The organism is Ruegeria sp. P8, from assembly GCF_056534665.1.
In genome coordinates, this window is record NZ_JBQERC010000009.1 from 38,450 (window position 1) to 64,058 (window position 25,609).

Sequence of the window (25,609 nt, forward strand, 5' to 3'; positions counted from 1 at the left end):
CGCCTGCGGAAACTGGCCGACCTTCAGACTGGCGGGAACAGAACCAGTGTTTGCAGGGCCGTCCCTACAGGACCCTGCGTATCAAAAAGCACCGACTGAGACATGCCGATGCCCGTAGGTTGCCAATGTGAAACCGAACTGGACGCCAGCCAATCTGAAACCGGTTCGCGGTGGATATTCACGGTCAGATCTGTGTTCATGAACCCCATCTCCGACGTCGGAGCATTCCACGAGATACCATTGCCGCAATCCGCCAACGGGCACAATGCCTGAATGGGCGACTGATCTTCGCCGCTCAACAGCTTTGGGGTGCGCATCCAGACCGTTTTGGGTCCGGCCCCCTGTTTGCCGTCTTTGGGATAAAGGATGTCACTGTAGTGGGCAAACCCCTTCAAATCGTGACGAATCTCGCCGATTGGAAAAGGGCCTTCTACTGCGTTTTCCAACTGTGGCGCACTGGCTTCGACGTTTGCCACCGCGCCCAGATCGCGTCGCGCCAGATGCATGGTGGTGGCCGTGGCGCAGAGTGTGTCATCCAGGTCGTGCACCGTAACCCGTGTGGTCGCCAACGTCTTGGTATGACGCGTGGATTCTGCGGCAACCCGCAACCCGGCCAAGGGCACAGGGCGCAACAGGTCAACTGTCAGGCGGGTCAGCATCTTTTCGGGGCCAACCTCGGTTTCCGCCGCCCGCACTATCAACCCGCTTACCGGCCCTGCGTGGCAATGATCGGCAGACCATGGACCGCGTGCAGGATCATTTCCGACAAACGCCCCATCCTCGCGCTGACAGAAATAAGTCTGATCCGTGAAGTCGAGCCCTGCCATCAGTCCCCTCTGGTCATTCGTTGCGTGGTGTGCCTCGGCTCACTCATCCCGGTAACCGGTTGCGAAGTAACGTGGTTTCCCTTGCGCGAGGTGAGTGGTATCTTCACGAAACTGTCCTTTTCGGGTTTTGAAACCGGGCTGTACTTTTAGGCACGAGGATGGCTTAACAGACCTGATCCTGTCCACCGCTGTGACGGGACGTCACCACATCACATCCAAGTGGGGTCGCATATGGCGTTGTTGATTGAAACCGGGTTGTCGGACTGGATTGGGGATGAGGAAATCGCCGCCACATTACAGGCCTTGGCGCCCGGTGCAGACATCCGCACACCCGGAACGCTGGGCGACCCCAACGACATTACGATGCTTGCGGTGGTCAGCATGCAAAGCAATCACCCGGCGAAGTTGCCCAACCTGAAACTGGTTCAGAAGCTGGGGGCCGGGGTTGAGACCATAGTTGGCCATCCGGACCTGCCTCCGCATATCCGAGTGGCACGTTTGAAGCCAGACGCGCCTGCTCAGGGCATTGCCGAATGGTTTCTGGCCTATATTCTGCGCGCTCAGCGCCATATGGTTTTTCACGAGGCATCCCAGAGTCGCGCCGAGTGGTTGCCGCGCGCGCCTATCTTCACACCTGATACGGTTGTGGGCGTTCTGGGTCTGGGCCATATAGGGGCCCGCACTGCCCGCATGTTACATGCCGTCGGGTTTAAGGTCATGGGCTGGAGCCGCTCACCAAAGTCCATCGATGGTGTCACCTGCCTGCATGGGCAAGACGCGCTGCCTCGGCTGTTGGGGCAATGTGATCACGTCTGTGCCATCCTTCCTTCGACGCCGCAAACCGCGGGTTTGTTTGACGCACAGACGCTGGCCGCGATGAAGCTGGGCAGTCAGTTGCTGAACGCCGGACGCGGAAACCTGATTGACGAGGCGGCGCTGATCGCGGCGCTGGATAACGGCTCACCGGGCCATGCCGTGTTGGACGTCACGTCACAGGAACCGCTGCCAAAAGACAGCCCCTTGTGGCGGCACCCTTCTGTGACGATCACACCGCATGTCTCGGGCTGGTATCTGGGGGACGCACTGTCGGATGTGGCTGAGAACTACCATAGGCTCAGGTCCGGCGATCCCCTGTTGCACGAAGTCAGTCGCGATCTGGGGTACTGATACCAAGTCAGAGATCAGGGCGTCAGGATCCAGTTTCCGTTACCGTCATTGCACCGGCGGGTTCTGATCTCGCGGCTTTGATCGCTGCCTTCCGGCTGGATGACATGTTGAAGGCCGACGCAGTTGCCCTGAACGTTTTGCACCCGGATCGTTCCTTTTGAGCCGGTCTCGTCGTTTTGCCAGGACCGTTCCTGCCCTACAGAAGGCGTGCCATTGTTCAAAAGGGCATTCGAGGTTTCACTGACCACTTCAAAGTCTGCCGGGGACAGCCCCATCTCAGCTATGATTCGGGAGAGTGACTTGGCGTCGGCGGAACCGGTCATCAATAGGGTGCCAAACGCGGCAATGACGGGTAAAAACTGGGCTTTCATTGTGGCCTCACAGAACTGAAATCATTTACGACCAAGGATATACCTCTGTTTCAGCAGGGCCAAGCCCCGGGGTGCCGACCTTCAAAATATCCCGAACAAACCTATCGCGTGTCAGGACCTAATAGCGCCGCGCCTTTGTCCCCATAGTGCCATTCAAACGATCCCGAGGCACACAAATGACCCATCCGACCTACTTCGCCCCGACCGGCGGCCACCCCGGCCAGAACCAGTTGCTGACCGACCGCGCCATGTTCACAGACGCGTATGCGGTCATTCCCAAAGGTACGATGCGCGACATCGTCACCAGCTATCTGCCGTTCTGGGAAGGAACACGCCTGTGGGTTCTTTCACGCCCGCTCAGCGGATTTGCCGAAACGTTCTCGCAATACATCATGGAAGTGCAGCCCGGCGGCGGCAGCGATCAGCCAGAGACAGACGCGCAAGCTCAGGCGGTGCTTTTTGTCGTCGAAGGAACAGTCACTTTGACACTGAATTCGGAAAACCATGTGTTGGAGACAGGCGGATATGCCTATATCCCCGCCAGCAGCGACTGGACATTGCGGAACACTGGCCAGACGGCAGCCCGGTTCCACTGGGTCCGCAAAGCCTATGAGGCCGTTCCCGGGTTGTCCGCGCCAGACCCGATCATCACCAACGAACGCGATGTGACGCCTGTCGAAATGCCGGGCACAGACGGCCGATGGTCCACCACGCGGTTCGCTGACCCACAGGACCTGCGCCATGACATGCATGTGAACATCGTCAATTTCGAACCGGGCGGGGTCATTCCCTTCGCCGAAACCCATGTGATGGAACACGGGCTTTATGTTTTGGAAGGGAAAGCGGTCTATCGCCTCAATCAGGATTGGGTCGAAGTTGAGGCCGGAGACTACATGTGGCTACGCGCTTTTTGCCCGCAAGCCTGTTACGCAGGGGGGCCGGGCCGGTTCAGGTATCTGCTTTACAAGGACGTCAACCGGCATATGCCCCTGTCCCTGTCGCGCCGCTAAACGCTGGGCTGGCTGGGAATCGCAGTGATCTTTTGCCCCGGGGCTTCACACAAGGGTCGGAATTTGCTGAAATCCAGGTAACTTCTTGTTTTGAGCATTGGAGATTTGTCCATGAAACTGCGCCTTGCCCTGATAGCCGTTGCCGCACTCGCTACCTCTGCAATCCTGCACACCGCACCCGCCATTGCGGGGGAAGAGACCAAATCCGTCTTCGTCATGAGCCGCAACTGGGCTGTGACACAGGTCGCAGACGAACCGGTCATTTATCGCGCCACACGCGACAACAACAACCTGAACCCGTTCGGTCCGCCCCCACGCCTTCGGACAACGCAAGCAATTGCTGCCATTCAACAAGCGACGGGATGCAAGGTGATCTTCAACAGCATGTACCAGAATATTTCGGGTCAGTTCTTTTCTCAGGTCAGTTGCAAGTAAGCTGTTGTTGATCAGGCATTGAGGTCGCCCCGACGCCCTGCCATAGCTTGCGCATGAAACTCGCGATTAATGGATTCGGCCGCATTGGCCGCACGATCCTGCGGCAGGTTCTGGCCCTGCCTGAAGGGTCGGATATCGAGCTGGTGCTGATCAATGACATCGCGCCGCTGGAGACCTGTGCTTACCTGTTCAAATACGACAGCACCTTCGGCCCCTATCCCGGCGATGTGTCACAGGGCGATGCTACGCTGATCGTGGATGGACGCTCTGTTCCTATGACCCACAGTGCTGATCTGACACGCGTTGACTTGTCTGGCGTAGACGTAATGCTGGATTGTACTGGGGTCGCGCGCACATCCGACGTGGCGCGTCGCGGGTTATCTGCGGGCGCCAGCAAGGTCCTGATCTCGGGTCCTTCGCCTGCGGCAGACTTAACCGTCGTTCTGGGGGCAAACGAAGATCAGTTGGGCAGCGCCCGGATCGTATCGAACGCCTCCTGCACAACCAATGGGCTGGCACCACTGGTCAAAGTGCTGGACCACATTGGCGGTGTTTTGTCAGGCCATATGACAACTATCCATTGCTATACCAACAGCCAACCTATGGTTGACGCCCCGCGCGGCGACCTTGCCCGGTCGCGGGCTGGTGCGCTGTCCATGGTTCCGACAACGTCCAGCGCCACACACCTGATCGACGTGGTCCTTCCACATCTGGCCGGGCGCATCTCGGGCGCTGCAGTTCGCGTCCCGACAGCCAGCGTTTCGGCGGTCGACCTCGTGGTCACGTTGGAACGCGGCATGAGGGCCGAGGATTTTGATCATGCTTTGCGTCAGGCTGTTGTCGCGTCACCGGTTTTGGGTTGGACGGATATGCCGCTGGTCTCTTCCGATTTGCGGGCGCGCCCGGATTCGCTGGTCATTGCCGGGCCGGAAACCCGCATGGTCGGAGAAAATCAGGTGCGCGTTTTCGGCTGGTACGACAATGAATGGGGCTTTTCGGCTCGCATGCTGGACGTGGCCCGTCTGATGGCCGCGTCGTGACCGGACTAACCTTCGTACACAGCGTCGGGTCGGTGTCTATGGTTTAGGCCCCGCGACAGGGTATTCTGTAACACGGACCACCTTACTGATCCGTTCAATCATGAAATCCATGAACAGGCGTGCCTTTGGATCCTGATGGCGCCGATGCGTGTATAGGCAGGCCATCTGAACTGAAACAGGCGGAGTTTCCGTCGCAACCGGTACGAGGCGGCCGGATTTCAGATGCTCGGCCACCTCGAAAACCGGCTTCATTGCAATGCCTTGACCGGACAACGCCCAATCCGTCAGAACATCCCCATCATCACATTCGAACCGCCCGGATACGGCAAATCGTTTCGGACCATCGGGTGTGACCAGCATCCACTGAAACTCGGTCGCACCCGGAAAGCGCAGGTTCAGGCATTCATGCTTGTCGGCAATCAGGTCATCCCCGGTCTTAGGCATACCGCGCCGCGCCACATAGTCTGGCGCAGTGCACAGTACACGCTGGCAGTCGGCAATCTTGCGAATACGCAACGTGCTGTCTTCGGGCTGGCCAATGAAAAACGCCAGATCCAGACCTTCCGTCGTCAGATCAACCGAGCGATCCGTCAGGCGCAACCGGACATCAATCTCGGGGTATTCCGCAAGAAACTCGGGCACATGTGGAGCCAGCAATCGCCTCCCCACCCCCAGTGGAGACGCCACGAACAACGACCCGCGCGGTGCCTCGGTCAGATGTGTGACCTGAGCCTCGGCCTCGTCCACCGCATCCAGAACCGCCACCGCACCGGGATAGAATGCCTTTCCCTGCTCTGTCGGGGACAGGTTGCGTGTGGTGCGCTGGAACAGACGTACACCCAGATGGTCCTCAAGCTGCGATATTCGCGCCGATGTCACCGCTGGCGAAATCCTAAGATCCCGCCCGGCCGCAGACATGCTGCCCAGATCGTAAACCCTGACAAAGGTTCGGATGTTGTCGAGATAGGACATTTTTTCGGTTTTTTTGATACCCGTTGACAATATACTGGGAATATCGAAGAACCGCCCGTTTGCCTAGTGAATTGCACTGGGCCAAGACCAAAGGCCGGCCCGGACATTTGTTGCATACGGTTGACTATCGCCTGCAACGCGGCAATTCCAGTCTGCCAATCTAGATGCGCAATACGATGTGTCGGCACAAACCGGGACAATTTGACCAAAATTACCCGATCCCGCGTTTATCCCTTTTCCCAATAGCATTCAGATGTTCTAACCTGACACTATAAGACCGTCCGTGACACGGTAGCTGAGATTTGGAACTGGGACAATTGGGGCAATTCATGCAAGGGCGCACGCCGCAAGGCCGTTTGAAGTTCTGGCTGAGTGCCATTGTCATTTCACTGACCCCGACTGCTCTGATGGCGCTGGAAACCTCTCTGACGGCGCCGGGCGCTTCGAAGGAACTGGTTGAACGCCTGAAAAAGACATCATCGGTTACAACAGCGAAAGAGCGGGGCTTGGATACGCCACTTGAGATCCTGTCTGCCGCCTTGTCGGATTACCGCACGCTTGTACAGATCTTGTATGATGAAGGGTATTTCAGCCCGGTTGTCAGCATCAAGCTTGACGGGCAGGAAGCCGCTGAGTTGAGCTCTTTGACTGTGCCAACACAGATCAACAGGGCCGCAATTACCGTTGAAACCGGACCAAGCTTCAAATTCGGCACGGCCATTGTTCAGCCCCTGGCGTCTGGCACCGTTCTGCCCGAAGGTTTCGCCCCCGGCAAGTTGGCAACGACCGGAGCCATTCAAAAAGCAGGCTCGGACGGTGTGCAGGGGTGGCGGAATGCGGGCCATGCGAAAGCGAAAATTGAGGATCAGACCATCATCGCCCGCCACGCGCAGGCCCGTCTGGATGCGCAGATTGATCTGGACCCGGGGCGCAGGTTGACGTTTGGCAGAATGTTCATCAAGGGCGACACGGATGTGCGCCACCGGTCCATCGAAAAAATCGCCGGTTTCCCAAGCGGAGAAGTTTACTCACCAGAAAAAATCCAGAAGGTTGGAACACGTTTACGCCGCACCGGCACGTTCAACGTCGTGTCATTGCAGGAACATGAGACAGCAAACCCCGACGGCACACTGGATTTCGACGCCACATTCGAAGACCTGCCAAAGCGTCAGCTGACCTTTGGGCTCGAGCTGGCCTCGCGCGACGGTGTCGATGTGACCGCGACCTGGATGCATCGCAACATGTTCAAACGCGCGGAACGCCTGCGTTTTGAGGCCGCGATACGAAATATCGGTGGTTCCGAAGATCTTGATGGGCGGATCGGATTGCGTCTGGATCAGCCCGATCGTCTGGGTCCGGACGACAATACATTCTGGAACGCGTTGCTGGAGCGCCGCAACACCGAAAACTACAATGTTTCGGTTGCGTCTGTGGCATATGGTGCGCGCCGCACATTCTCGGACACGCTGTATGCCGAAGCCTCGGCTGGATTACAGTGGTCAGATGCTGACGACGCCTATGGAAATGGCCGAAAGTTTAGGTACTTTATCCTGCCCTTCCGCTCGGAATGGGATGAGCGCGACAGCAAAGTCAGCGCCACGCGCGGCTTTTATCTGGATACCGAAGTCATGCCTTTCGTTGGCTTTTCCGGCACCGATACAGGCATTCGCCTGTTTGTCGACGGGCGGGTCTATACCAGCCTTGGAACCGGCGGCAGGGTGGTGCTGGCCGGGCGGGCGCAGCTTGGATCGGTCATTGGCCCACCTGCGAGTGGCGTTACACCTGATTTTCTGTTCTTTTCCGGTGGCGCGGGAACCGTGCGCGGGCAACCCTATGAAAGCCTTGGCATTCCTGTCGGGACCGGTGTCGCAGGCGGCAAATCCTTTCTTGGACTTTCCGGCGAGATCCGGGGCAAGGTGACAGATTCGCTGTCGTTGGTCGGGTTTTACGACTACGGTGTCGTCGATACCTCTTCCTTCATAGGAAGTGGCGCGGAGGATCATGCTGGTGCCGGTATCGGCGTAAGATATGATCTGGGCGGCTTTGGACCCCTGCGGTTTGACCTGGCCTTCCCGGTAAGCGGGTCCAGCGGCGACGGTCTGCAGTTCTATATCGGGATCGGGCAAGCGTTTTGAGACGGCACCTTTCATACCCTCTGCTGATTGGCACGCTGATGCTTGTGCCAGTGGCCAGCCCCGCGCAGGAGGACGAAGGCGGCAGCATGATCGAGCGGTTCCTACAGGACACGCTGTCGGGCGACGATCAGAATGTTACCGTCAAAGGCCTGCAAGGCGCGCTGAGTTCACGCGCCACCATTGCCGAGATCACGGTGGCTGATGATGAAGGGGTCTGGCTGACCATCCGGGAAGCGGAACTGGATTGGAACCGGTTGGCGCTGATCCGCGGGCGGTTTTCGGTCAACGCGCTGACCGCACAGGAAATCGACGTGGCCCGTGCGCCGGGCACCACGACCAAAGACACGCCGCCCCCTTCTGCCGAGACTCACGCTTTTCAACTGCCTGAACTGCCTGTGGCCATCGAAATCGGCGAAATCCGTATTGGCGAGCTGGCATTGGGCAAACCTTTGATCGGTGTCGCGGCGGAACTGGCCGTCAATGGCAACCTGTCGCTGGCCGACGGCACGTTGGACACCAAACTGGACATAACCCGACTGGATCGGGCCGGTGATGAAATCTCCTTGGCTGCGGGTTTTAGGAACACTGACAGCCAGATCGATCTTGACCTTCAGGTCACCGAAGCTGCGGGGGGTCTGATCTCGACAGCGCTAAAAATGCCGGACAGCCCTCCGATCGGATTGACCGCGAAAGGGTACGGGCCGGTGACGGATTTTACGGCCGATATCGGCCTGAGCAGTGATGGGCAGCCACGGGTGACCGGGCAGGTTCGGTTGCGTTCTGCCCCAACAGCCGCGGCTAGCGCGGAGGAGGGCATCGCCTTTACCGCAGATCTGGGCGGTGACCTGACGCCCTTTGTCGCTGAGAATATGGATACATTTTTCGGCCCCAAAACGCGGTTGATCGTGGATGGGCGAACCCTGCCTGAAGGAGCGTTGGATATCAGTGATCTGGAACTCAGTTCTCAGGCACTGAACCTGAAAGGGGCGCTGCAACTGGCGCCAGGCGGTCGGCTGCAACTGGCGGCTCTGCAAGGACGCATTACGCCGCCAGAGGGGCAAAGCGTCGTCCTTCCGTTATCAGGTGGCGACACATCGATCGAGGCTGCTCAGGTTTCTGCGTTGTTTGATGAGAAAAACGGCAACCTCTGGGATCTGAGCCTGACCGCAAACGCCGTAAGATCCGACACCCTGAACCTGCAACGCGCGCAGATTACGGCGCAAGGGACCTTGGAACAGGGTGACGTTTTGCGGATCGACGGTGATTTGCAGGCTGCTTTGGACGGTATCGACCTGGCTGACGACGCCCTGAACACCGCCGTTGGCGACCGCATTACGCTGGACGGTACGTTCCAATATGGCAGGGATCAGACCCTGAACCTGTCAGGGGTCGAGATGGTCGGCTCGGACTATGAACTGGGCGTTGATGCCGAGATCAGCGGCTTGTCCAGTGGTTTGGCCGTCAATGGTGCTGCGACGTTGCAGGCGACCGATCTGTCGCGGTTTTCGGGTCTGGCGCAGCTGGAACTGGGCGGTCAGGCCTCTGCCCGGCTCTCGGGTCAGGGCTCTCCGCTTGAAGGCAGTTTCGATGGCAAGCTTGAGGTCGAAGGGCGCGATCTTTCCACAGGGCGCGACGACATTGACCCGGTGATAAGGGGCAACACAACAATCACGCTGGACGCCAGACGCGGAGCGGATGGCGTAACGATCCGGGATTTTACGCTGATCGGCGACACTCTGCGCGCGCAGGCGGATGGCACGGTTACCACCCCTGACGGCAACGTGACGATTGATGGGCAAGCAACAGTCAACGCGCAGGACCTTTCCGTGTTCTCGGGCCTCGCCAAACGTGAGCTTGGCGGTGCGGTACAGGCGAAACTGGACGGCAAAGGCACTGTTCAGACGCTCGAATTTGATGGCACCGCCAGCGTGATGAGCCGGGATGTCAAAACGGGCATGCCCGAGATTGACCCGCTGCTGGTCGGCCGGACCGAGATCACGTTCGACGGCGCGCTGAGCCAGAAGCAGATTGAAATCCGCGACGCGGTGATCAAAGGTTCAGCCCTTGTGGCAAGCGCCGCAGCAACAATTGACGATCCGACGGATGCTTTGGCCGTGGACGGGCAGGTCAGTCTGAACATCCCGGACCTGTCACCCTTTTCAACTCTTGCCGGGAGAGATCTTGCAGGTTCGATCATCGCGGACGTTGCAGGCAAAGGTACGGTTGGCAGCAAGGCATTTGACGTCAAAGGCAACTTGGCTGCTGATGACATCAAATCCGGCATCAATGCGGTTGACAACCTGATCCAGGGGCGAACGAACCTGACGGTGGATGCGGTGAATGACGAGGCCGGTCTGAATATTCGCACATTCCAGCTGATCGGCACCGCCCTTTCTGCGGATGCATCCGGCAAACTGGACCGCGATGCTGGCGGACTGACCTTTACCGCTGCGCTGGATGATTTGGGGCGGCTGTCGAAAACACTCTCCGGGCCTCTGAAACTGGACGGCAACGTCGCTCCGACACAATCCGGGCTGGAAGGGTCAGCTCATCTGCTGGGGCCAGAGAGTTCCTATGCCAAAGTGGCCGGTACGGTGGACACAAATGGATCCGCCGATCTGGACTTTGATGCCAAGTTCAACCGCATCGAAAGGTTTGTGCCAGAGTTTCCCGGCACCCTTACCGCTGCGGGGAATGCAAAGCGGGACAGTGGCGTTTGGACCATCGACGCCAAGGCACAAGGTCCCGCAGACATCGTCAGCACGGTTGCAGGCACCTTTGATGAAACCAGCAGCAATGCAGATATTTCAGCGAAGGGTGGCGTAAACCTGGGGATAGCAAACGTCTTCATCACGCCTAACAAGATTGAAGGGTCCGCACGTTTTGATCTGGCCCTCAAGGGCCCGGCTGATCTGGCGTCCCTAAGCGGGTCGATTACCACTTCGGGAACATCCCTTGCACTTCCCGGTGCAGGCCAGACCATCACCGGGATCAACGGACAGGTGTACCTGGCGCAAAGCCGTGCAACCATCTCGCTGAACGGTGGTGTGCGGGCCGGTGGTGGCTTTACCGTCAATGGACCTGTCGATCTGACGCCCCCGTTCAACGCGCAGATCACGACAACAATCGACAACCTCGTCCTGACCGATCGGCTCTTATACGAGACGACTTTGAACGGTCAGATTGCGATGACCGGCGCCCTAGCCGGGAACAGTTCGCTGGCCGGGCAGATCACCTTTGGTGAGACCAATATCAACCTCGCTGCGGCTTCGGGGGCTGTAGGTGCCGCACCTATCCCTGAGATACAGCATTTCAACGAAAGCGGAGCCAGTTTCATCACGCGTGAGCGTGCAGGTCTGGTAGCCACCGAAGACAAGGGGCAACGCACGTCCAGAATAGCACTGGACGTCAACTTGCTGGCACCCAAAGCTGTGTTCGTTAGAGGGCGCGGTGTAAATGCCGAATTGGGCGGCCGGATCTCCATTGGTGGTACGACGACCTCGGTGGTCCCGTCAGGCCAGATTGAATTGATCCGCGGTAATTTCGATATTCTGGGCCGCAGGCTGGCCCTGACCAAAGGCATCGTGACCCTACAGGGCGACTTGACGCCTTATATCGAGTTTGAATCCTCTGCCAGCACCTCGGACGGCACCGCGACCATCGAAATCGCAGGGCCACTGGATTCACCCGAGGTTAACGTGTTTTCCGATCCCGAGCGTCCGGCTGAAGAGGCGCTGGCGATGCTGCTCTTTGGGAACAGGTTCTCGGAAATCTCACCGTTCCTGATTGCGCAGATGGCCGCATCGCTGGCGCAGCTCAGCGGTGCTGGCGGGGATGCGACCAAGGGATTACGCGACTCTACCGGTGTTGATACGATTGATGTTGGTGCGTCAGAGGGTGGCGCGGGCCGACTGGGTGCCGGGGCCTATCTGGGTGAAAACCTCTACACCGACTTTACCGTCAATACCGAAGGCAATACCGAGGTGAACCTGAACCTTGATGTAACCGACAGTTTCTCGGTCAAGGGCACGGTTGACGGTCGTGGCGAAACGGGCATCGGAGTGTTCTTTTCAAAGGACTATTAGGATCGCGTCCGACCCCAGCAAACTATTTCCGGCGAATTCCTATCGGTTGGCCGATCTGCGAAGCCGGTTCCAGAGACTTGTGATCCTCCACCATTTGCGCAAGACGCGCCGCTGCCCAATCCGGGTAAGGCGCGGATCGCCCGGTACTATGGCTGACATTCATGAAAAGCGCCTCTTGCGTCGCACAAATCTCGTCAGTTTCTGCCAAAAGCATCTGGGCGAAATAATGTCCTCTCTTGCTGTCAGCATCCAGCATACGGAACCTGAAATAAAACGATGAACTGTCTTTGACCTCCTGCACGAAATGCAGATGAGACTGCAGGATGTAAGGCCCCTGCCCCAACGCCTTGACCTGCACCTCGCCCAACCCGAGATGGTCAACCATCAGCTTTTCCAACGCCATGTCAAAGGCGACACCGTAAAACCCGACATTCACATGGCCGTTATAGTCGATCCATTCGGGCCGTACTTCAAAGCCGCGAATTTCCACAGGCGCGGCATACGGGCCATCATGCCCGCCAGGAGGTGTCGAAGTCAGCTGCATTTGGCCCCCTTTACTGTGCGCCTTCATCGTCAAATATAGCCACGGCCCGGACAAATCCCGCAGAGGCCCCTTTTATCTTGAAGGGGAAACAGGAAATCTCGAACCCGGTGGGCGGCAGGTCTTCCAGATTGGTCAGCTTTTCCAAGTGGCAATACCCGATATCCATCGACGCGCGGTGGCCTTCCCAGATAATTGATGGATCTCGGGTCTCTGCGTATTCCTGAGCGGTGAGCGGAAACGGTGCATCCCAGCTCCAGGCGTCGGTGCCGGTGACACGCACGCCACGTTCCGTCAGATAAAGCGTCGCCTCGCGCCCCATTCCACATCCTTTGACCAGATAGTCCGGCGCGCCATAACGTGTCCCTGCCGCAGTGTTGACCACGACGATATCCAGCGGGCAAAGCTCGTGGCCGATGCGCTTCAATTCGGCTTCGACATCTGCCGCGGTAACGACATACCCGTCCTCGAAGTGTCGAAAGTCCAGCTTGACGCCAGGGTTCATGCACCATTCCAACGGCACTTCGTCGATGGTTATCGCCCGTTCACCTTTGTTCATCGTGGAATGATGGTGATACGGCGCATCCAGATGCGTGCCGTTGTGGGTCGCGATCTGCAACCGTTCGATGGCCCACCCTTCACCGTTCGGCAGGTCTTGCCGTTCCAGACCCGGAAAGAAAGATATGACCTGTTCTGCCGTCTGATCATGGGTCAGATATTCGATTTGCGGCAACATGATTGGCGGGTCAGACACGATCCCGGTTTCCAACGGAACGGACAGATCGACGAAACGACGGGCCATTAGCAACTCCTCCACCATATTCCCGGACAGGGTTGGTTGAGCGCAAGCGCCTGTCAAGAAAAGAAAAAGGCGACCCGTCTGGCCGCCTTCTTTGCTTGATATGTATTGGGTTTACTCAGCCGCAACTGCGCTTTCGATCTTTTCGACGCGAATGGCCGAGAATTTGAACTCGGGGATTTTGCCATAAGGGTCGATGGCCGAATTGGTCAGGATGTTCGCCGCCGCCTCAACATAGGCAAACGGGATGAACACCATATCCTCGGCAATCGCCCGGTCCGCGCGGACCATGATCTCAATCGAACCACGGCGTGTGGTCAGGCGGATCATGTCGCCCGGTTCGATTCCCATCAGCTTGAGCGTACGTGGATTCATCGAACAATTCGCCTCGGGCTCAACCGCGTCCAGAACATTGGACCGGCGGGTCATCGAGCCAGTGTGCCAATGTTCCAGCTGACGGCCAGTGGTGGCGATCATCGGGTATTCGTCGTCCGGAGTCTCATCCGGCGGAATGACGCTGGCGGGAGTGAACTTCGCCTTGCCGCCCGAACGGGGGAAACCATCCCCGAACACGATGGCCTGACCCGGATCGGTTTCGCTGAGCGACGGGTAGGTAATCGTCTCGTTCTCCAGACGCTCCCACGTGATGTTGTCAAGCGACGCCATGGTCAGTTTCATCTCGGCAAAGACCTGAGAGACATCGGTGTAATCCCAGTTCAGCCCGATGCGCTGTGCCAGCTCGACTGTGATCTTCCAATCTTCGCGCGCTTCACCCGGGGGGGTAACGGCAGGCCGTACACGCTGTACCTGGCGGTTGGTGTTCGACACCGTACCGTTCTTTTCATAGAGCGCCGAGGCAGGCAGGATGATATCGGCATAGTTCGCCGTCTCGGTCAGGAAGATGTCCTGCACGATCATCAGATCCAGTTTGGCCAGCGCCGCGCGGGCGTGGTTCACATCCGGGTCGGACATGGCCGGGTTTTCACCCTGAATATACATGCCCTTGATGTTGCCCGCATAGGCCTGATCGATGATTTCGGTCACCGTCAGACCCTTCTCGTTCGAGAAGTCATCCGAATGCCAGACATCATTGAATCTGGCGCGAACGCCGTCGTCAGTCACCGACTGATAGTCCGGCAGGAACATCGGGATCAGGCCCGCATCCGATGCGCCCTGCACGTTGTTTTGCCCCCGCAGCGGGTGCAGCCCAGCGCCGGGTTTACCGACATTGCCCGTCATCAGAGCCAGCGAAATCAGGCAGCGCGAGTTGTCGGTGCCGTGGATGTGCTGGCTGACGCCCATGCCCCAGAAGATCAGGCCCGCTTTGGCCTGCGCAAAGGTGCGGGCGACCCGGCGCAGCTGGTCCGGTTCAATACCACAGATCGGTGCCATCGCTTCGGGCGTGAAGGCGCGCAGGTGCTCTTTCTCGGCCTCCCAGTTCTCGGTCCAGCGATGGATGTACTGGCTGTCATACAGCTCTTCCTCGACGATCACGTTCATGATCGCGTTCAGCATCGAGACATCCGCCCCCGGACGGAACTGAAGCATTTCGTCGGCAAACTTGCGCATACCAACGCCGCGGGGGTCCATCACGATCAGCTTGCCTCCGCGCTTGGCGAACTGCTTGAAATAGGTCGCCGCGACAGGGTGGTTCTCGATCGGGTTCGAGCCGATGATGATCGCCACATCGGCATTCACGATCTCGTTGAAGGTCGCAGTCACCGCGCCCGAACCTACATTCTCGATCAGCGCCGCAACGGATGAAGCGTGGCACAGACGGGTGCAGTGATCGACGTTGTTGTGCTTGAAGCCCTGACGGATGAACTTCTGGAACAGGTACGCCTCTTCGTTGGTGCATTTGGCCGAACCGAAGCCCGCAACCGAACGTGGGTCTTCGGCACGCAGGGCCATCAGCTTGGTCGCGGCCAAGTCCATCGCCTCTTCCCAGGTCGCCTCGCGGAAATGGGTCGACAGGTTACCCGGATCAACGTTCAGCCCCTTGGCAGGCGCATCCTCGCGCCGGATCAAAGGTTTGGTCAGGCGGTGCGGGTGGTGGATGTAGTCAAAGCCAAAGCGACCTTTGACACACAAACGACCTTCGTTTGCGGGGCCATTGATGCCCTCGACATATTTCACCTTGCCGTCCTTGACCTTCAGCGACACTTTGCAGCCCACACCGCAGAAGGGGCAAACGCTTTCGGTTTCGCTATCGTAATCCTTGCTGTCCCCCTGCTGCTGATCGTCCAGCACGGTGGCAGGCATCAGCGCACCGGTGGGGCAGGCCTGAACACATTCACCGCAAGCAACACAGGAGGAGGTACCCATCGGGTCATTCTGGTCGAACACCACCTGCGCGGTATGACCACGACCGGCCATGCCAATCACGTCATTCACCTGCACTTCACGGCAGGCCCGAACACAAAGATTGCAGTTGATACACGCATCCAGATTGACACGCATCGCGACGTGGCTGTCATCCAGAAGCGGGATTTTCTCGGCCTCTTTCGCAGGAAATCGGCTGTCGCTGACATCGTTCAGCTTGGCCATATCCCAGAAATGGCTGGATACGTCATGCGGCTGCTCGGGCTGGTCGGCCACGAGCAATTCCATCACCATGGCGCGCGATTTCTCGGCGCGGTCGGTATCGGTCTTGACCACCATCCCGTCAGCCGCCGGGCGGATGCATGAGGCGACCAGCGTGCGCTCGCCCTCCACCTCGACCATGCAGGCGCGGCAGTTGCCATCGGGGCGGTATCCCGGCGCAGGCTTGTGGCACAGGTGCGGGATCACCAGGCCCCGGCCATTGGCTGCTTCCCAGATCGTGGTGCCCTCGGGCACAGTGACGTCATCGCCGTTCAGGTTGAAGGTGACGGTCTTGGTTGGGCTTGCGTCAAGCATGGCTCTGTCTCCCTCAGATTTCGTCAGCGAAATGTTTCATGACCAGGCGGATCGGATTCGGGGCCGCCTGCCCCAGACCGCAGATCGAGGCATCGCCCATGACCTGACACAGATCCTCCAACAGATCGGTGTCCCACTTGTCGGCCTGCATCAGCTTGACCGCCTTTTCGCAGCCTGCCCGGCAGGGTGTGCACTGACCACAGCTTTCATCCTCAAAGAACCGCAGCATGTTAAGCGCGGCATCGCGGGGGGTGTCCTGATCGGACAGAACCACAACGGCGGCAGACCCGATGAAGGTGCCAAGCGGCTGAAGCGTGTCGAAGTCGAGCGGGACGTCGTCAATGCTTGAGGGGAGAAGACCAGACGACGGCCCGCCCGGTTGATACGCCTTGAACACATGGCCATCAGCCATGCCGCCGGCGGCATCAATCACATCAAGAATGGTCGAACCTGCGGGCAGCAGGTAAACGCCTGGCTTCGCCACACGCCCCGAGACCGAATAGCTGCGCAGGCCCTTGCGGCCGTTCTTTTCAACAGAGTTCAGAATCTGCGGCCCTTCGCGGCAGATTTTTGAGACCCAATACAGCGTCTCTACATTGTGCACCAAGGTCGGACGGTTGAAGACCCCAACCTGCGCCACGAACGGCGGACGGTGGCGCGGTAGGCCCTTCTTGCCCTCGATCGATTCGATCATCGCGGATTCTTCACCGCAGATATAAGCGCCAGCACCCCGACGCAGGTCGATATAGCCTTCTTCGACAATACCCGCCTGTTCCAGAGCCGCAATCTCACGGCGCAGAATACCCAGCACTGCTGGGTATTCGTCGCGCATGTAAATGAAGCAGCTCTCGGCCTCGACCGCCCATGCAGCGATCAGCATTCCTTCAAGGAAGACATGCGGCGTGCGCTCCAGGTAATAGCGGTCTTTGAACGTGCCGGGTTCACCCTCGTCGCCGTTGACAGCCAAATAGCGCGGGCCTTCGTTCATGCGAACAAAACCCCATTTCTTTCCCGACGGGAAGCCAGCGCCACCCAGACCACGTAGGCCCGAGGCCAGGACAGTTTCCTGTACTTCTTCCCAGTTTCCGCCGTTGCGCAGATTTTTCAGCGTGGCGTAGCCGCCGTTGGCCTCATAGGCCGCAAAGGTCTCATAGTCGGGCAGATGCGCATGGGTGTCCCCTGCTGCAATCGCCGACTGCACCTTTTCGGGGGTCGCATGGTCAATATGGTTGTGGCCAATCTCCAATACCGGAGCGGTATCGCAACGCCCCATGCAGGGCGCGCGGACAACACGAACCTCAGCGGGGTCCAAACCGTCTTCCAACGCCTTCTGCAACTGCTGGGCACCAGCCATTTCGCAAGAGAGGGAATCACAAACCCGGATGGTCAACGCCGGAGGTGGCGTCTCGCCTTCTTTCACCACATCGAAATGGGCATAGAAAGTCGCGGTTTCGTAGATCTCGGCCTGACCGATCCGCATCTCGACGGCCAATGCCGCGATATGGTCGGCGCTGATATGACCGTGTTCGTCCTGAATCAAATGCAGGAACTCGATCAACAGATCGCGGCGGCGCGGACGATCGCCCAGCAGGCGTGTGATTTCAGCCTGCGCCTCATCCGTGAACTGACGGCCTTTGGGTGTGTGCCGCCCCTTGCCTTTACCTGACTTCCAGACGCCCTTGGGTGTGCCTGATGGCTTGGTATCTAATGGTGCCATGATGCCCTCCGATTGAGGTTCCGTCTCTCATCAGGCAAACATATCGTCAAATCGCTTTTGGCAATCGCACGATAACGACACCTTATCACCGCAAAGAGGTCACCACATCCCGCAAAGCCTTGACCGTCGGCAACTCGGGGTCCCGGCTGAGGGTCGCCAGACAAATCGGTTTGCTGACAACAGGTTCGATCAGCGGCAACACTTTCGTTCCCTTCAAATCGCCCAGCGCACGTACCAGAACCCGAGGAACAACCGTCGCCGCCAGCCCCTCACGCACCATGACCATCGAAGCCGTGAAACCGCTGGTTTCGGCAACGATATCGGGGTGCAGCCCCTGTTCGGCAAACACCCGGTCCAGAATACGCCGGTTCTGCATCTGCGGCTCCAAAAGGCTGAGCGGAAATTCTGCGACCTGCGCCCACGGAATCGGGCCGCTTTGGTCCGTCAGATGCGTGGGCACCAACAACACATAGGTTTCCTCGTAAAGAGGCTGAACCTGCCGGAAGTCCGTGCCGATGCTGTCACCATAAGTCACCCCGGCATCAAGGCTGCCTTCGTCCAGCCGGTGCTGAATTGCGGTGGCAGACATGGTTTCAATGCGTGTGACGATACGAGGATGCGCGTCACGCAGCCTTTTGACCAACCGTCCCGTGAAGGCGATTGCGGTCGGGATCACGCCGAGGATCAGTGTGCCCGTAATCTCACCCTTGGCGGCCAGTACCTGCTGTTCCAGCGCCTTGGTGTCGTCCAGAATACGCCGCGCCCGCTGGACAATCATCTCGCCCTCTTCGGTCAGCCCTTGAAAGCGGTTGGCGCGACGGACGATTGAGACACCCAATCGGTCCTCAAGATTGCGGATGCGCATTGAAAACGCGGGCTGCGAAATCCCGCATTCCTCGGCTGCTTTGGCAAAATGCCGATGCCGCGCCAAGGCGCTGAGCAGTTGCAGGTCGCGGATTTCGATCACTTACAATTGTCTCCGACAGCTGGTTGATCCATACCTTAGCGAGACTTCGATTGGGAAGGAAAGCAGGCGTTACATGGCGCGCGCAATAAGCGAGAAGAGCTTACACTTGTTACTATCCATCGACACCTCTTATTTGAAGTGAAACTGGATATTCAAAACCGTTGTCACACAAAAGATGAAATGTCATTTGCCCTTAAAGATCAAAACGCCAGAAACCGGAGCAGCTGATGAGCAAACCATTTAGAACTTTCCTATTTATTTGCTTTGTCTTCACTGTTTCTATAACCGTCAACTTACGAGCAGCGGCTGCAGATGAGCCCTACAAGAATGCATTTAAGTTCCCTGACGGCTTGACTGTACGCGTGCAGGTTCCCACGCTTTTTCGATCACTCTTTACTGAGTATGAGCGCCGCTTGGTCGTGTGTGACGACACCCCCTTCTCTTGCGCCTACGAATGGCTCGTGGCCGATTTGGGCCGCGAGGTTAATCTATACCTGCACGATGACGGCACTATTATCGTCGTGAACAGTGTATGGATGATGAAGATTTTAGATGGGCCAAGCGTCCGCATCTTCGACCATCAGGAAGAAGTGGACGCACGACTGCGTAATGATGATTGGAGTTGCAGTGAAGTAGGGCCCACCGCTGGTGTCGCCCCACCTGCTTCAATCTTTTTCAAGGATATGAAATACCTTGGTGCCTTCCGGTATCATCCAAATTCAAACGAAACAAAACATAGCATCGGCTACGAAGATTTCCGCTTTTTCCCCTTCAAAAGCTTCGGCGAAACACTCTGTGGGTATCCAGTTAGAGGATGATACCAAATTACTAATGGCAATTGGTGCGACGCCGCAGACGTTACAGCGCCCACCTCAAAACACTTCAAACAACCATCCACAAATAAGACCGTGAATCACGTATTAAACAAAAAGTGCATCACATCGCCGTCCTTGACGATATAGCCCTTACCCTCTGCCCGCATCTTACCCGCCTCTTTCGCGCCCTGTTCGCCATTGGCGGCGACATAGTCGTCATAGGCGATGGTCTCGGCGCGAATGAAACCCTTTTCGAAATCGCCATGGATCACACCGGCGGCCTGCGGAGCGGCGGTGCCAGTGCGGATGGTCCAGGCGCGGGCCTCTTTCGGGCCAACGGTGAAATAGGTTTCCAGCTTCAGCAGATCGTAACCAGCGCGGATCAGACGGTCGAGGCCGGGCTCTTCCAGTCCCATCTCCTCAAGGAACATCTGGGCTTCGTCCTCGTCCAGCAGGCTTATCTCTTCTTCGATCTTGGCACTGATGATGACATGGGCATTGCCCTGCGCAGCGGCCATTTCGGCCACGCGGGCAGAGTATTCGTTGCCTTGTGCGGCGTCTTCCTCGGACACGTTGCAGACGTAGAGAACCGGTTTGGTTGTCAGCAGTTGCAACATCTTCCACGCCTTGGCGTCCTCGTCGCTGACTTCGACCAGACGTGCGGGCTTGCCGCTTTCCAGCATGGCCTGCGCCTCGGCCAACAGGCGATCCTGCTGTTGCGCCTCCTTGTCGTTGCCCTTCAGCTTGCGCACCAGATTGGCCCGGCGCTTTTCGATGCTTTCCAAATCGGCCAGCATCAGTTCGGTTTCAATCGTTTCAGCGTCCGCAACCGGATCAACACGCCCGTCGACATGTGTCACGTCACCGTCTTCGAAACAGCGCAACACATGTGCAATCGCATCCGTTTCGCGAATATTCGCCAGAAACTGGTTGCCCAGCCCTTCGCCCTTTGACGCGCCTTTCACCAGACCCGCGATATCCACAAAAGTCATCCGCGTCGGGATAATCTGTTTTGAGGACGCAATCGCTGCCAGCCTGTCGAGACGGGCGTCGGGAACCGCAACATCCCCGACATTGGGTTCAATGGTGCAGAACGGGAAGTTCGCGGCCTGCGCAGCTGCGGTTTTGGTCAACGCATTGAACAGGGTCGACTTGCCGACATTCGGTAGACCCACGATTCCCATCTTAAAGCCCATCACGGCCTCCTGCATAGAATACGATCGCAGCTTCTATGCAGGTCAGCCTAGATGCGCAAGGGATTGCTGGCGGCACCTTTGCCGAGTCCATTTCGCCACATCACAAAATTGTTTGGAAAATGTGTTCTTGTCTAAATTGAAAAACGGCGCCTACGATAACCAGTTAATATCGCACGATCACTTTATGTTAGCGGAACCCGATGAAACATTTTTTTCTTGTAACCGTAATGGCGGCAACGGCCTGCGTGTCAGCCCAGGCACAGACCATTGTTTTTGGCGCTGGATACGCTGATTATTCCGAAGACACGTCCGAGGATCAGGGCCTGATCTCGATTGAATACCACCATGCACCATTTCATCAGGCCACGCGGTTTCGCGCCGGTTGGGGTGCGGCCCTAACTGTAGATGAAGATGGTGACACGCATATCGGCGCGGGCCTGATCGGGCAGTATGCGCTAAGCGATCGCTGGTTCGTGGAAGGCAGTGTAATGCCCGGCTACTATAATGCCAGCAACGACCTGAATGATCTTGGGGGCGATTTTCAGATTCGCAGCCTTTTGGGTCTTGGCTATAATCTGAACAATGGCAACAGCGTGTCTGTCGCGCTTACCCATAAATCCAACGCCAGTACCAATGACGAAAACCCGGGCGTGAATGCCCTGCTGGTACGCTATCATCTGGGCTTCTGATCCATTCCTGTCTGGGCGGGATTGATTTTCGGTCAAAGTTTCTGCACATCAGGTCGAAACCCGAGTGCAAGGACATCCGATGACCCGTATCGACGCCAAGTTCGCCGCCCTGAAAGCCGAAGGAAAAAAAGCCTTTGTCGCCTATGTCATGGCCGGAGATCCCGACTATGACACTTCGCTTGAAGTGGTCAAAGGCCTGCCAGGCGCTGGCGTGGATGTTATCGAGCTGGGCCTACCCTTTACTGACCCGATGGCCGACGGCCCGACAATTCAGGCCGCGGGCCAACGTGCGCTTGAGCAGGGCATGACCTTGCAACGCACATTGGATCTGGCACGAACCTTTCGGGAAACGGACGATACAACCCCCATTGTCCTGATGGGGTATTACAACCCGATCTACAGCCGGGGTGTCGATGCGTTTCTGGCCGATGCAAAAGCAGCTGGTATTGACGGGTTGATCGTGGTGGACCTTCCCCCCGAGGAGGACGCAGAACTCTGCCTGCCCGCGCAAGCGGCGGGTCTGAATTTTATTCGCCTGGCGACCCCTACCACGGATGACAAACGCCTGCCACGTGTTCTGCAAAACACTTCGGGCTTTGTTTATTATGTCTCAATCACCGGGATCACTGGCGCAGCCGAGGCAGAGGCAACCGATGTTGGCCCCGAGGTTGCCCGCATCAAGGCCGCGACCGATCTGCCGGTAATCGTAGGGTTCGGGATCAACACGCCCGAAAAATCGCGCAATATTGCCTCGGTGTCGGACGGCGCGGTGGTCGGGTCAGCGATCGTCAGCCAGATCGGCGCTGGTAAACCTGTGACCGACGTGCTGACCTTTGTGAAATCTCTTTCGGATGGCGCGCACAGCGCCTGATTTCGCAACCAGCATGCGAGAGTTATGACCCGTCGCGGGTACCGCGGCGGGTATTTCGTGACTCATCGTTGTAGCGTCAAAACATTGCAGCCTTTAGAATGAATTGGTAAAGAAAACTAACCAATAAACGCGGAGCCCTGTTTTCATGCCTGTGATCACCAATATCGAAGACCTCAAACGCATATATGAACGCCGCGTGCCCCGTATGTTCTATGACTACGCCGAAAGCGGCAGCTGGACAGAACAGACTTTTCGCGAAAACACGACCGATTTTGAAAAAATACGCCTTCGCCAAAGGGTTGCGGTCGATATGTCCGGTCGGTCGACATCTTCGCAAATGATTGGCGAAGACGTTTCAATGCCCGTGGCGCTTGCCCCGGTCGGGTTGACGGGGATGCAACATGCAGACGGAGAGATGAAGGCCGCCAAAGCCGCCGAGGAATTTGGTGTACCCTTTACGCTGTCCACAATGTCCATCAACTCGATCGAAGATGTGGCCGGATATACCAACAAACCATTCTGGTTCCAGCTATATTCGATGAAGGACACGGACTACATCAACCGCCTGATCCAGCGAGCAAAAGACGCTAAATGTTCCGCACTGGTAATCACGCTCGACCTGCAAATTCTGGGCCAACGGCACAAGGACCTGAAAAACGGTCTGTCGGCCCCGCCCAAACTGACGGCAAAGACCATCGCCAACCTGATGACCAAATGGGCCTGGGGCATTGAAATGCTGCGGGCCCAGCGGCGCGAGTTTGGCAATATCGTGGGGCATGTGCATGGTATTTCGGACACGTCTTCATTGGGGGCCTGGACTGCAGAACAGTTTGACCCCAGCCTCGACTGGTCGAAGGTTGAAAAACTGATGGAGCAATGGGGCGGGAAAGTGATCCTTAAGGGCATCCTTGATGCGGATGACGCAAGGATGGCCGCCAAGCTGGGTGCCGATGCCATTGTCGTGTCAAACCATGGTGGGCGTCAGCTTGACGGCGCGCTAAGCTCAATTCGTGTCCTGCCCGAGATCATGGATGCGGTTGGGGGCGATATCGAGGTGCATTTGGACAGCGGTATCCGATCCGGACAAGACGTGCTCAAAGCCTTAGCGCTTGGGGCCAAAGGGACCTATGTTGGCCGCGCGTTTGTGTATGGTCTGGGTGCCATGGGTCAGAAAGGTGTCGCCACGGCGCTTGAGCTGATCCAGAGGGAGCTTGATACGACAATGGCGCTTTGTGGTGAGAAAAATGTGGCTGCGTTGGGGCGTCACAATCTGCTGATACCTGAAAACTTCGGGGGCCGCTGGCAAGCGTAACCGGTCAATCAGGGGGCTCTGCCCCCGACGCCCGTTCCGGGCGCCTCCCCCGGGATATTTTTGGCCAGATGAAGCTGGGGATCCTTCAATCGTCCACCCGATAAATACTCCAGGACAGGCGATAGAACCCAGCCGAACGGCATGGCAAGAAATACCTCTTTCCAAATCGGGTGAATCAAGCTAAGGACGCGGCTTCACGCGGGTATACAGCCTTGGAGGATGCCCGCCCTAACATTGGAGAATATATCATGGCTGGTGAGATTCCTGATCTCGTAGCTCTGGAACGGACGGGGACAGGCAAGGGCGCCGCTCGTCAAGCACGCCGCGACGGCATGGTTCCGGGCATCGTATTTGGTGGCGACAAAGAACCGTTGCCAATCCAGATCCCGTTCAACGTCTTGTTCAAGCGCCTGAAAGCGGGCCGGTTCAAGTCGACCTTGTGGAACCTGAAAGTTGAAGGCCACGATGACGTCCGCGTCATCTGCCGCGACGTTCAGCGTGATGTCGTCAAAGACCTGCCGACCCATCTGGACTTGATGCGCCTGCGCCGGACCACCAAGATCGCGTTGTTCATCCCCGTTGAGTTCATCAATGAAGGTGCGGCCCCTGGCATCAAAAAGGGTGGCGTTCTGACCGTTGTCCGCCCGGAAGTCGAACTGATGTGCACCGCCGGTGACATTCCTGAAAAGATCACCGTTGATCTGACCGGTCTGAACATCAATGACGTTGTGACCATTTCGTCGGTTGAACTGCCTGAGGGCACCAAACCAACCATCGACCGTGATTTTGTGATTGCCAACATCTCGGCGCCGACTGGTCTGTCCACCAGCGACGACGATGAAGATGGTGAAGTTGCAGCCGATGAAGTCGAAGTTGTCGGAAAAGAAGAAGAATAAGTCTGGAACAGTGTTTCCGACTTTGAAGCGGGGCTCGGGTGAGCCCCGTTTTTTTTTGCGGGTCCAATAATCGGGCCTGACTGGATTTCCTGACGATTTCCGGGCATGAAATGGCTTTGGAGCTACAGAGGCAAAACGGAAACATGAAGCTGTTTGTTGGATTGGGAAACCCGGGCCAGAAATATGCCCGGAACCGGCACAATATCGGGTTCATGGCCCTGGACCGGATCGCAGAAAATCACGGGTTTGGTCCCTGGAAATCGAAGTTTCAGGCCGAGATTTCGGAAGGTCGGCTTGGCACCGAGAAAGTCCTGCTGTTGAAACCGCAAACCTACATGAACCGATCGGGTCAATCCGTGGGTGAGGCGATGCGGTTTTACAAGCTCGAATCCACCGACGTTGTTGTATTTCATGACGAATTGGACCTTGCCCCGGGCAAGTTGCGCGTCAAGGCAGGGGGCGGGCACGCCGGGCATAACGGTCTGCGCTCGATCCATGAGCATATCGGGGCGGCCTATGACCGTGTACGCCTTGGGATCGGACATCCGGGCCGCAAGGAAATGGTTTCGGGGTACGTGCTCAGTGATTTTGCGAAATCCGAAACCAGCTGGCTGGACGACGTTCTTCGGGGTGTTTCGGACGGGGCTGCTTATCTGGCTCAGGACGAGGGCGGCAAGTTCATGAATGCAGTTGCATTGCGCACTGCCCCGCCGCGATCATCAAAGACCGCCGCACCAAAAGCCGACGCAGCTTCAACAGCCGCACCCGACGCCGCGGGCGACGACCGGTCGGCGATGCAGAAGCTTTTGGACAAATTCAGGTAGCACCTCTGCCTCTTTCCGTTACGTAGAGGTTGCGGAATGTGA

At 57.6% G+C, this 25,609-nt stretch carries 21 protein-coding genes; 12 read left to right on the forward strand and 9 right to left on the reverse strand.

What is annotated here, in order from left to right; translation table 11 throughout:
* Window positions 1-23: 23 nt before the first annotated feature.
* Complete coding sequence (locus ACR0BZ_RS12155) at window positions 24-827, reverse strand: thioesterase family protein (RefSeq protein ID WP_480920309.1); 804 nt, start codon at window positions 825-827, stop codon at window positions 24-26.
* Window positions 828-1,058: 231 nt separating this feature from the next.
* Here ACR0BZ_RS12155 and ACR0BZ_RS12160 point away from each other — a divergent pair, with 231 nt between their 5' ends.
* On the forward strand, window positions 1,059-1,994 hold the full coding sequence (locus tag ACR0BZ_RS12160; RefSeq protein ID WP_480920310.1) for a 2-hydroxyacid dehydrogenase: 936 nt from the start codon (window positions 1,059-1,061) through the stop codon (window positions 1,992-1,994).
* Between the two features lie 14 nt (window positions 1,995-2,008).
* On the opposite strand, the gene ACR0BZ_RS12165 is transcribed toward ACR0BZ_RS12160, so the two are convergent.
* The gene (locus ACR0BZ_RS12165; protein WP_480832743.1) at window positions 2,009-2,365 is read right to left on the reverse strand and encodes a hypothetical protein; all 357 of its coding nucleotides are present in this window, start codon (window positions 2,363-2,365) and stop codon (window positions 2,009-2,011) included.
* Between the two features lie 176 nt (window positions 2,366-2,541).
* Here ACR0BZ_RS12165 and ACR0BZ_RS12170 point away from each other — a divergent pair, with 176 nt between their 5' ends.
* The 3 genes from ACR0BZ_RS12170 (at window position 2,542) to ACR0BZ_RS12180 (ending at window position 4,850) form a co-directional block, all read left to right on the forward strand.
* Window positions 2,542-3,375, forward strand: coding sequence for a bifunctional allantoicase/(S)-ureidoglycine aminohydrolase (locus ACR0BZ_RS12170; protein WP_480920311.1), 834 nt, complete (start codon window positions 2,542-2,544; stop codon window positions 3,373-3,375).
* Between the two features lie 111 nt (window positions 3,376-3,486).
* On the forward strand, window positions 3,487-3,810 hold the full coding sequence (locus ACR0BZ_RS12175) for a hypothetical protein (protein ID WP_480774055.1): 324 nt from the start codon (window positions 3,487-3,489) through the stop codon (window positions 3,808-3,810).
* 53 nt (window positions 3,811-3,863) lie between these two features.
* Window positions 3,864-4,850 carry a type I glyceraldehyde-3-phosphate dehydrogenase gene (locus ACR0BZ_RS12180; RefSeq protein ID WP_480920312.1) on the forward strand — a complete coding sequence of 329 codons (987 nt, stop codon included), beginning with the start codon at window positions 3,864-3,866 and terminating at the stop codon, window positions 4,848-4,850.
* A 36-nt stretch (window positions 4,851-4,886) separates the two neighbouring features.
* Here ACR0BZ_RS12180 and ACR0BZ_RS12185 read toward each other — a convergent pair whose 3' ends face one another.
* Window positions 4,887-5,822, reverse strand: a complete 936-nt coding sequence (locus ACR0BZ_RS12185) for a LysR family transcriptional regulator (protein WP_480920313.1) — start codon at window positions 5,820-5,822, stop codon at window positions 4,887-4,889.
* Window positions 5,823-6,151: 329 nt separating this feature from the next.
* Between ACR0BZ_RS12185 and ACR0BZ_RS12190 the strand changes: the two genes are divergently transcribed.
* Window positions 6,152-7,957: an autotransporter assembly complex protein TamA gene (locus ACR0BZ_RS12190; RefSeq protein ID WP_480832738.1), complete on the forward strand. Its 1,806-nt coding sequence runs from the start codon at window positions 6,152-6,154 to the stop codon at window positions 7,955-7,957.
* A 38-nt stretch (window positions 7,958-7,995) separates the two neighbouring features.
* Window positions 7,996-12,042, forward strand: a complete 4,047-nt coding sequence (locus ACR0BZ_RS12195; protein WP_480920314.1) for a translocation/assembly module TamB domain-containing protein — start codon at window positions 7,996-7,998, stop codon at window positions 12,040-12,042.
* A 22-nt stretch (window positions 12,043-12,064) separates the two neighbouring features.
* On the opposite strand, the gene ACR0BZ_RS12200 is transcribed toward ACR0BZ_RS12195, so the two are convergent.
* The 5 genes from ACR0BZ_RS12200 to ACR0BZ_RS12220 all read right to left on the reverse strand — a co-directional run bounded on the left by ACR0BZ_RS12200 (window position 12,065) and on the right by ACR0BZ_RS12220 (window position 18,964).
* Complete coding sequence (locus ACR0BZ_RS12200; protein WP_480920315.1) at window positions 12,065-12,586, reverse strand: thioesterase family protein; 522 nt, start codon at window positions 12,584-12,586, stop codon at window positions 12,065-12,067.
* Between the two features lie 10 nt (window positions 12,587-12,596).
* Window positions 12,597-13,385, reverse strand: coding sequence for a cyclase family protein (locus ACR0BZ_RS12205; RefSeq protein WP_480484001.1), 789 nt, complete (start codon window positions 13,383-13,385; stop codon window positions 12,597-12,599).
* A 111-nt stretch (window positions 13,386-13,496) separates the two neighbouring features.
* Window positions 13,497-16,280 (reverse strand): formate dehydrogenase subunit alpha, encoded by a 2,784-nt coding sequence (gene fdhF, locus ACR0BZ_RS12210; RefSeq protein WP_480920316.1) that lies wholly within the window; start codon window positions 16,278-16,280, stop codon window positions 13,497-13,499.
* 13 nt (window positions 16,281-16,293) lie between these two features.
* On the reverse strand, window positions 16,294-17,997 hold the full coding sequence (locus tag ACR0BZ_RS12215) for an NAD(P)H-dependent oxidoreductase subunit E (RefSeq protein WP_480920317.1): 1,704 nt from the start codon (window positions 17,995-17,997) through the stop codon (window positions 16,294-16,296).
* An 85-nt stretch (window positions 17,998-18,082) separates the two neighbouring features.
* The gene (locus ACR0BZ_RS12220; protein WP_267365476.1) at window positions 18,083-18,964 is read right to left on the reverse strand and encodes a LysR family transcriptional regulator; all 882 of its coding nucleotides are present in this window, start codon (window positions 18,962-18,964) and stop codon (window positions 18,083-18,085) included.
* A gap of 227 nt (window positions 18,965-19,191) precedes the next feature.
* Here ACR0BZ_RS12220 and ACR0BZ_RS12225 point away from each other — a divergent pair, with 227 nt between their 5' ends.
* Entirely contained in the window at window positions 19,192-19,782 is a 591-nt protein-coding gene (locus ACR0BZ_RS12225; protein WP_480484004.1) for a hypothetical protein, read from the forward strand.
* Between the two features lie 95 nt (window positions 19,783-19,877).
* Here the strand turns inward: ACR0BZ_RS12225 and ychF are convergent, their stop codons facing one another.
* A complete protein-coding gene (gene ychF / locus ACR0BZ_RS12230) occupies window positions 19,878-20,975 on the reverse strand; it encodes a redox-regulated ATPase YchF (protein WP_480494836.1) in 1,098 nt (365 codons plus the stop codon).
* Window positions 20,976-21,175: 200 nt separating this feature from the next.
* Here ychF and ACR0BZ_RS12235 point away from each other — a divergent pair, with 200 nt between their 5' ends.
* From ACR0BZ_RS12235 to pth, 5 genes are all read left to right on the forward strand, one after another.
* Complete coding sequence (locus ACR0BZ_RS12235; RefSeq protein WP_209505423.1) at window positions 21,176-21,664, forward strand: acyloxyacyl hydrolase; 489 nt, start codon at window positions 21,176-21,178, stop codon at window positions 21,662-21,664.
* A 79-nt stretch (window positions 21,665-21,743) separates the two neighbouring features.
* Window positions 21,744-22,535, forward strand: a complete 792-nt coding sequence (trpA, locus tag ACR0BZ_RS12240; RefSeq protein WP_480538607.1) for a tryptophan synthase subunit alpha — start codon at window positions 21,744-21,746, stop codon at window positions 22,533-22,535.
* Between the two features lie 145 nt (window positions 22,536-22,680).
* Window positions 22,681-23,847 (forward strand): alpha-hydroxy acid oxidase, encoded by a 1,167-nt coding sequence (locus ACR0BZ_RS12245; RefSeq protein WP_480920318.1) that lies wholly within the window; start codon window positions 22,681-22,683, stop codon window positions 23,845-23,847.
* A 248-nt stretch (window positions 23,848-24,095) separates the two neighbouring features.
* Window positions 24,096-24,743 (forward strand): 50S ribosomal protein L25/general stress protein Ctc, encoded by a 648-nt coding sequence (locus tag ACR0BZ_RS12250; RefSeq protein ID WP_267366092.1) that lies wholly within the window; start codon window positions 24,096-24,098, stop codon window positions 24,741-24,743.
* Window positions 24,744-24,886: 143 nt separating this feature from the next.
* Window positions 24,887-25,567 carry an aminoacyl-tRNA hydrolase gene (gene pth, locus ACR0BZ_RS12255; protein WP_480507078.1) on the forward strand — a complete coding sequence of 227 codons (681 nt, stop codon included), beginning with the start codon at window positions 24,887-24,889 and terminating at the stop codon, window positions 25,565-25,567.
* Window positions 25,568-25,609 lie beyond the last annotated feature (42 nt).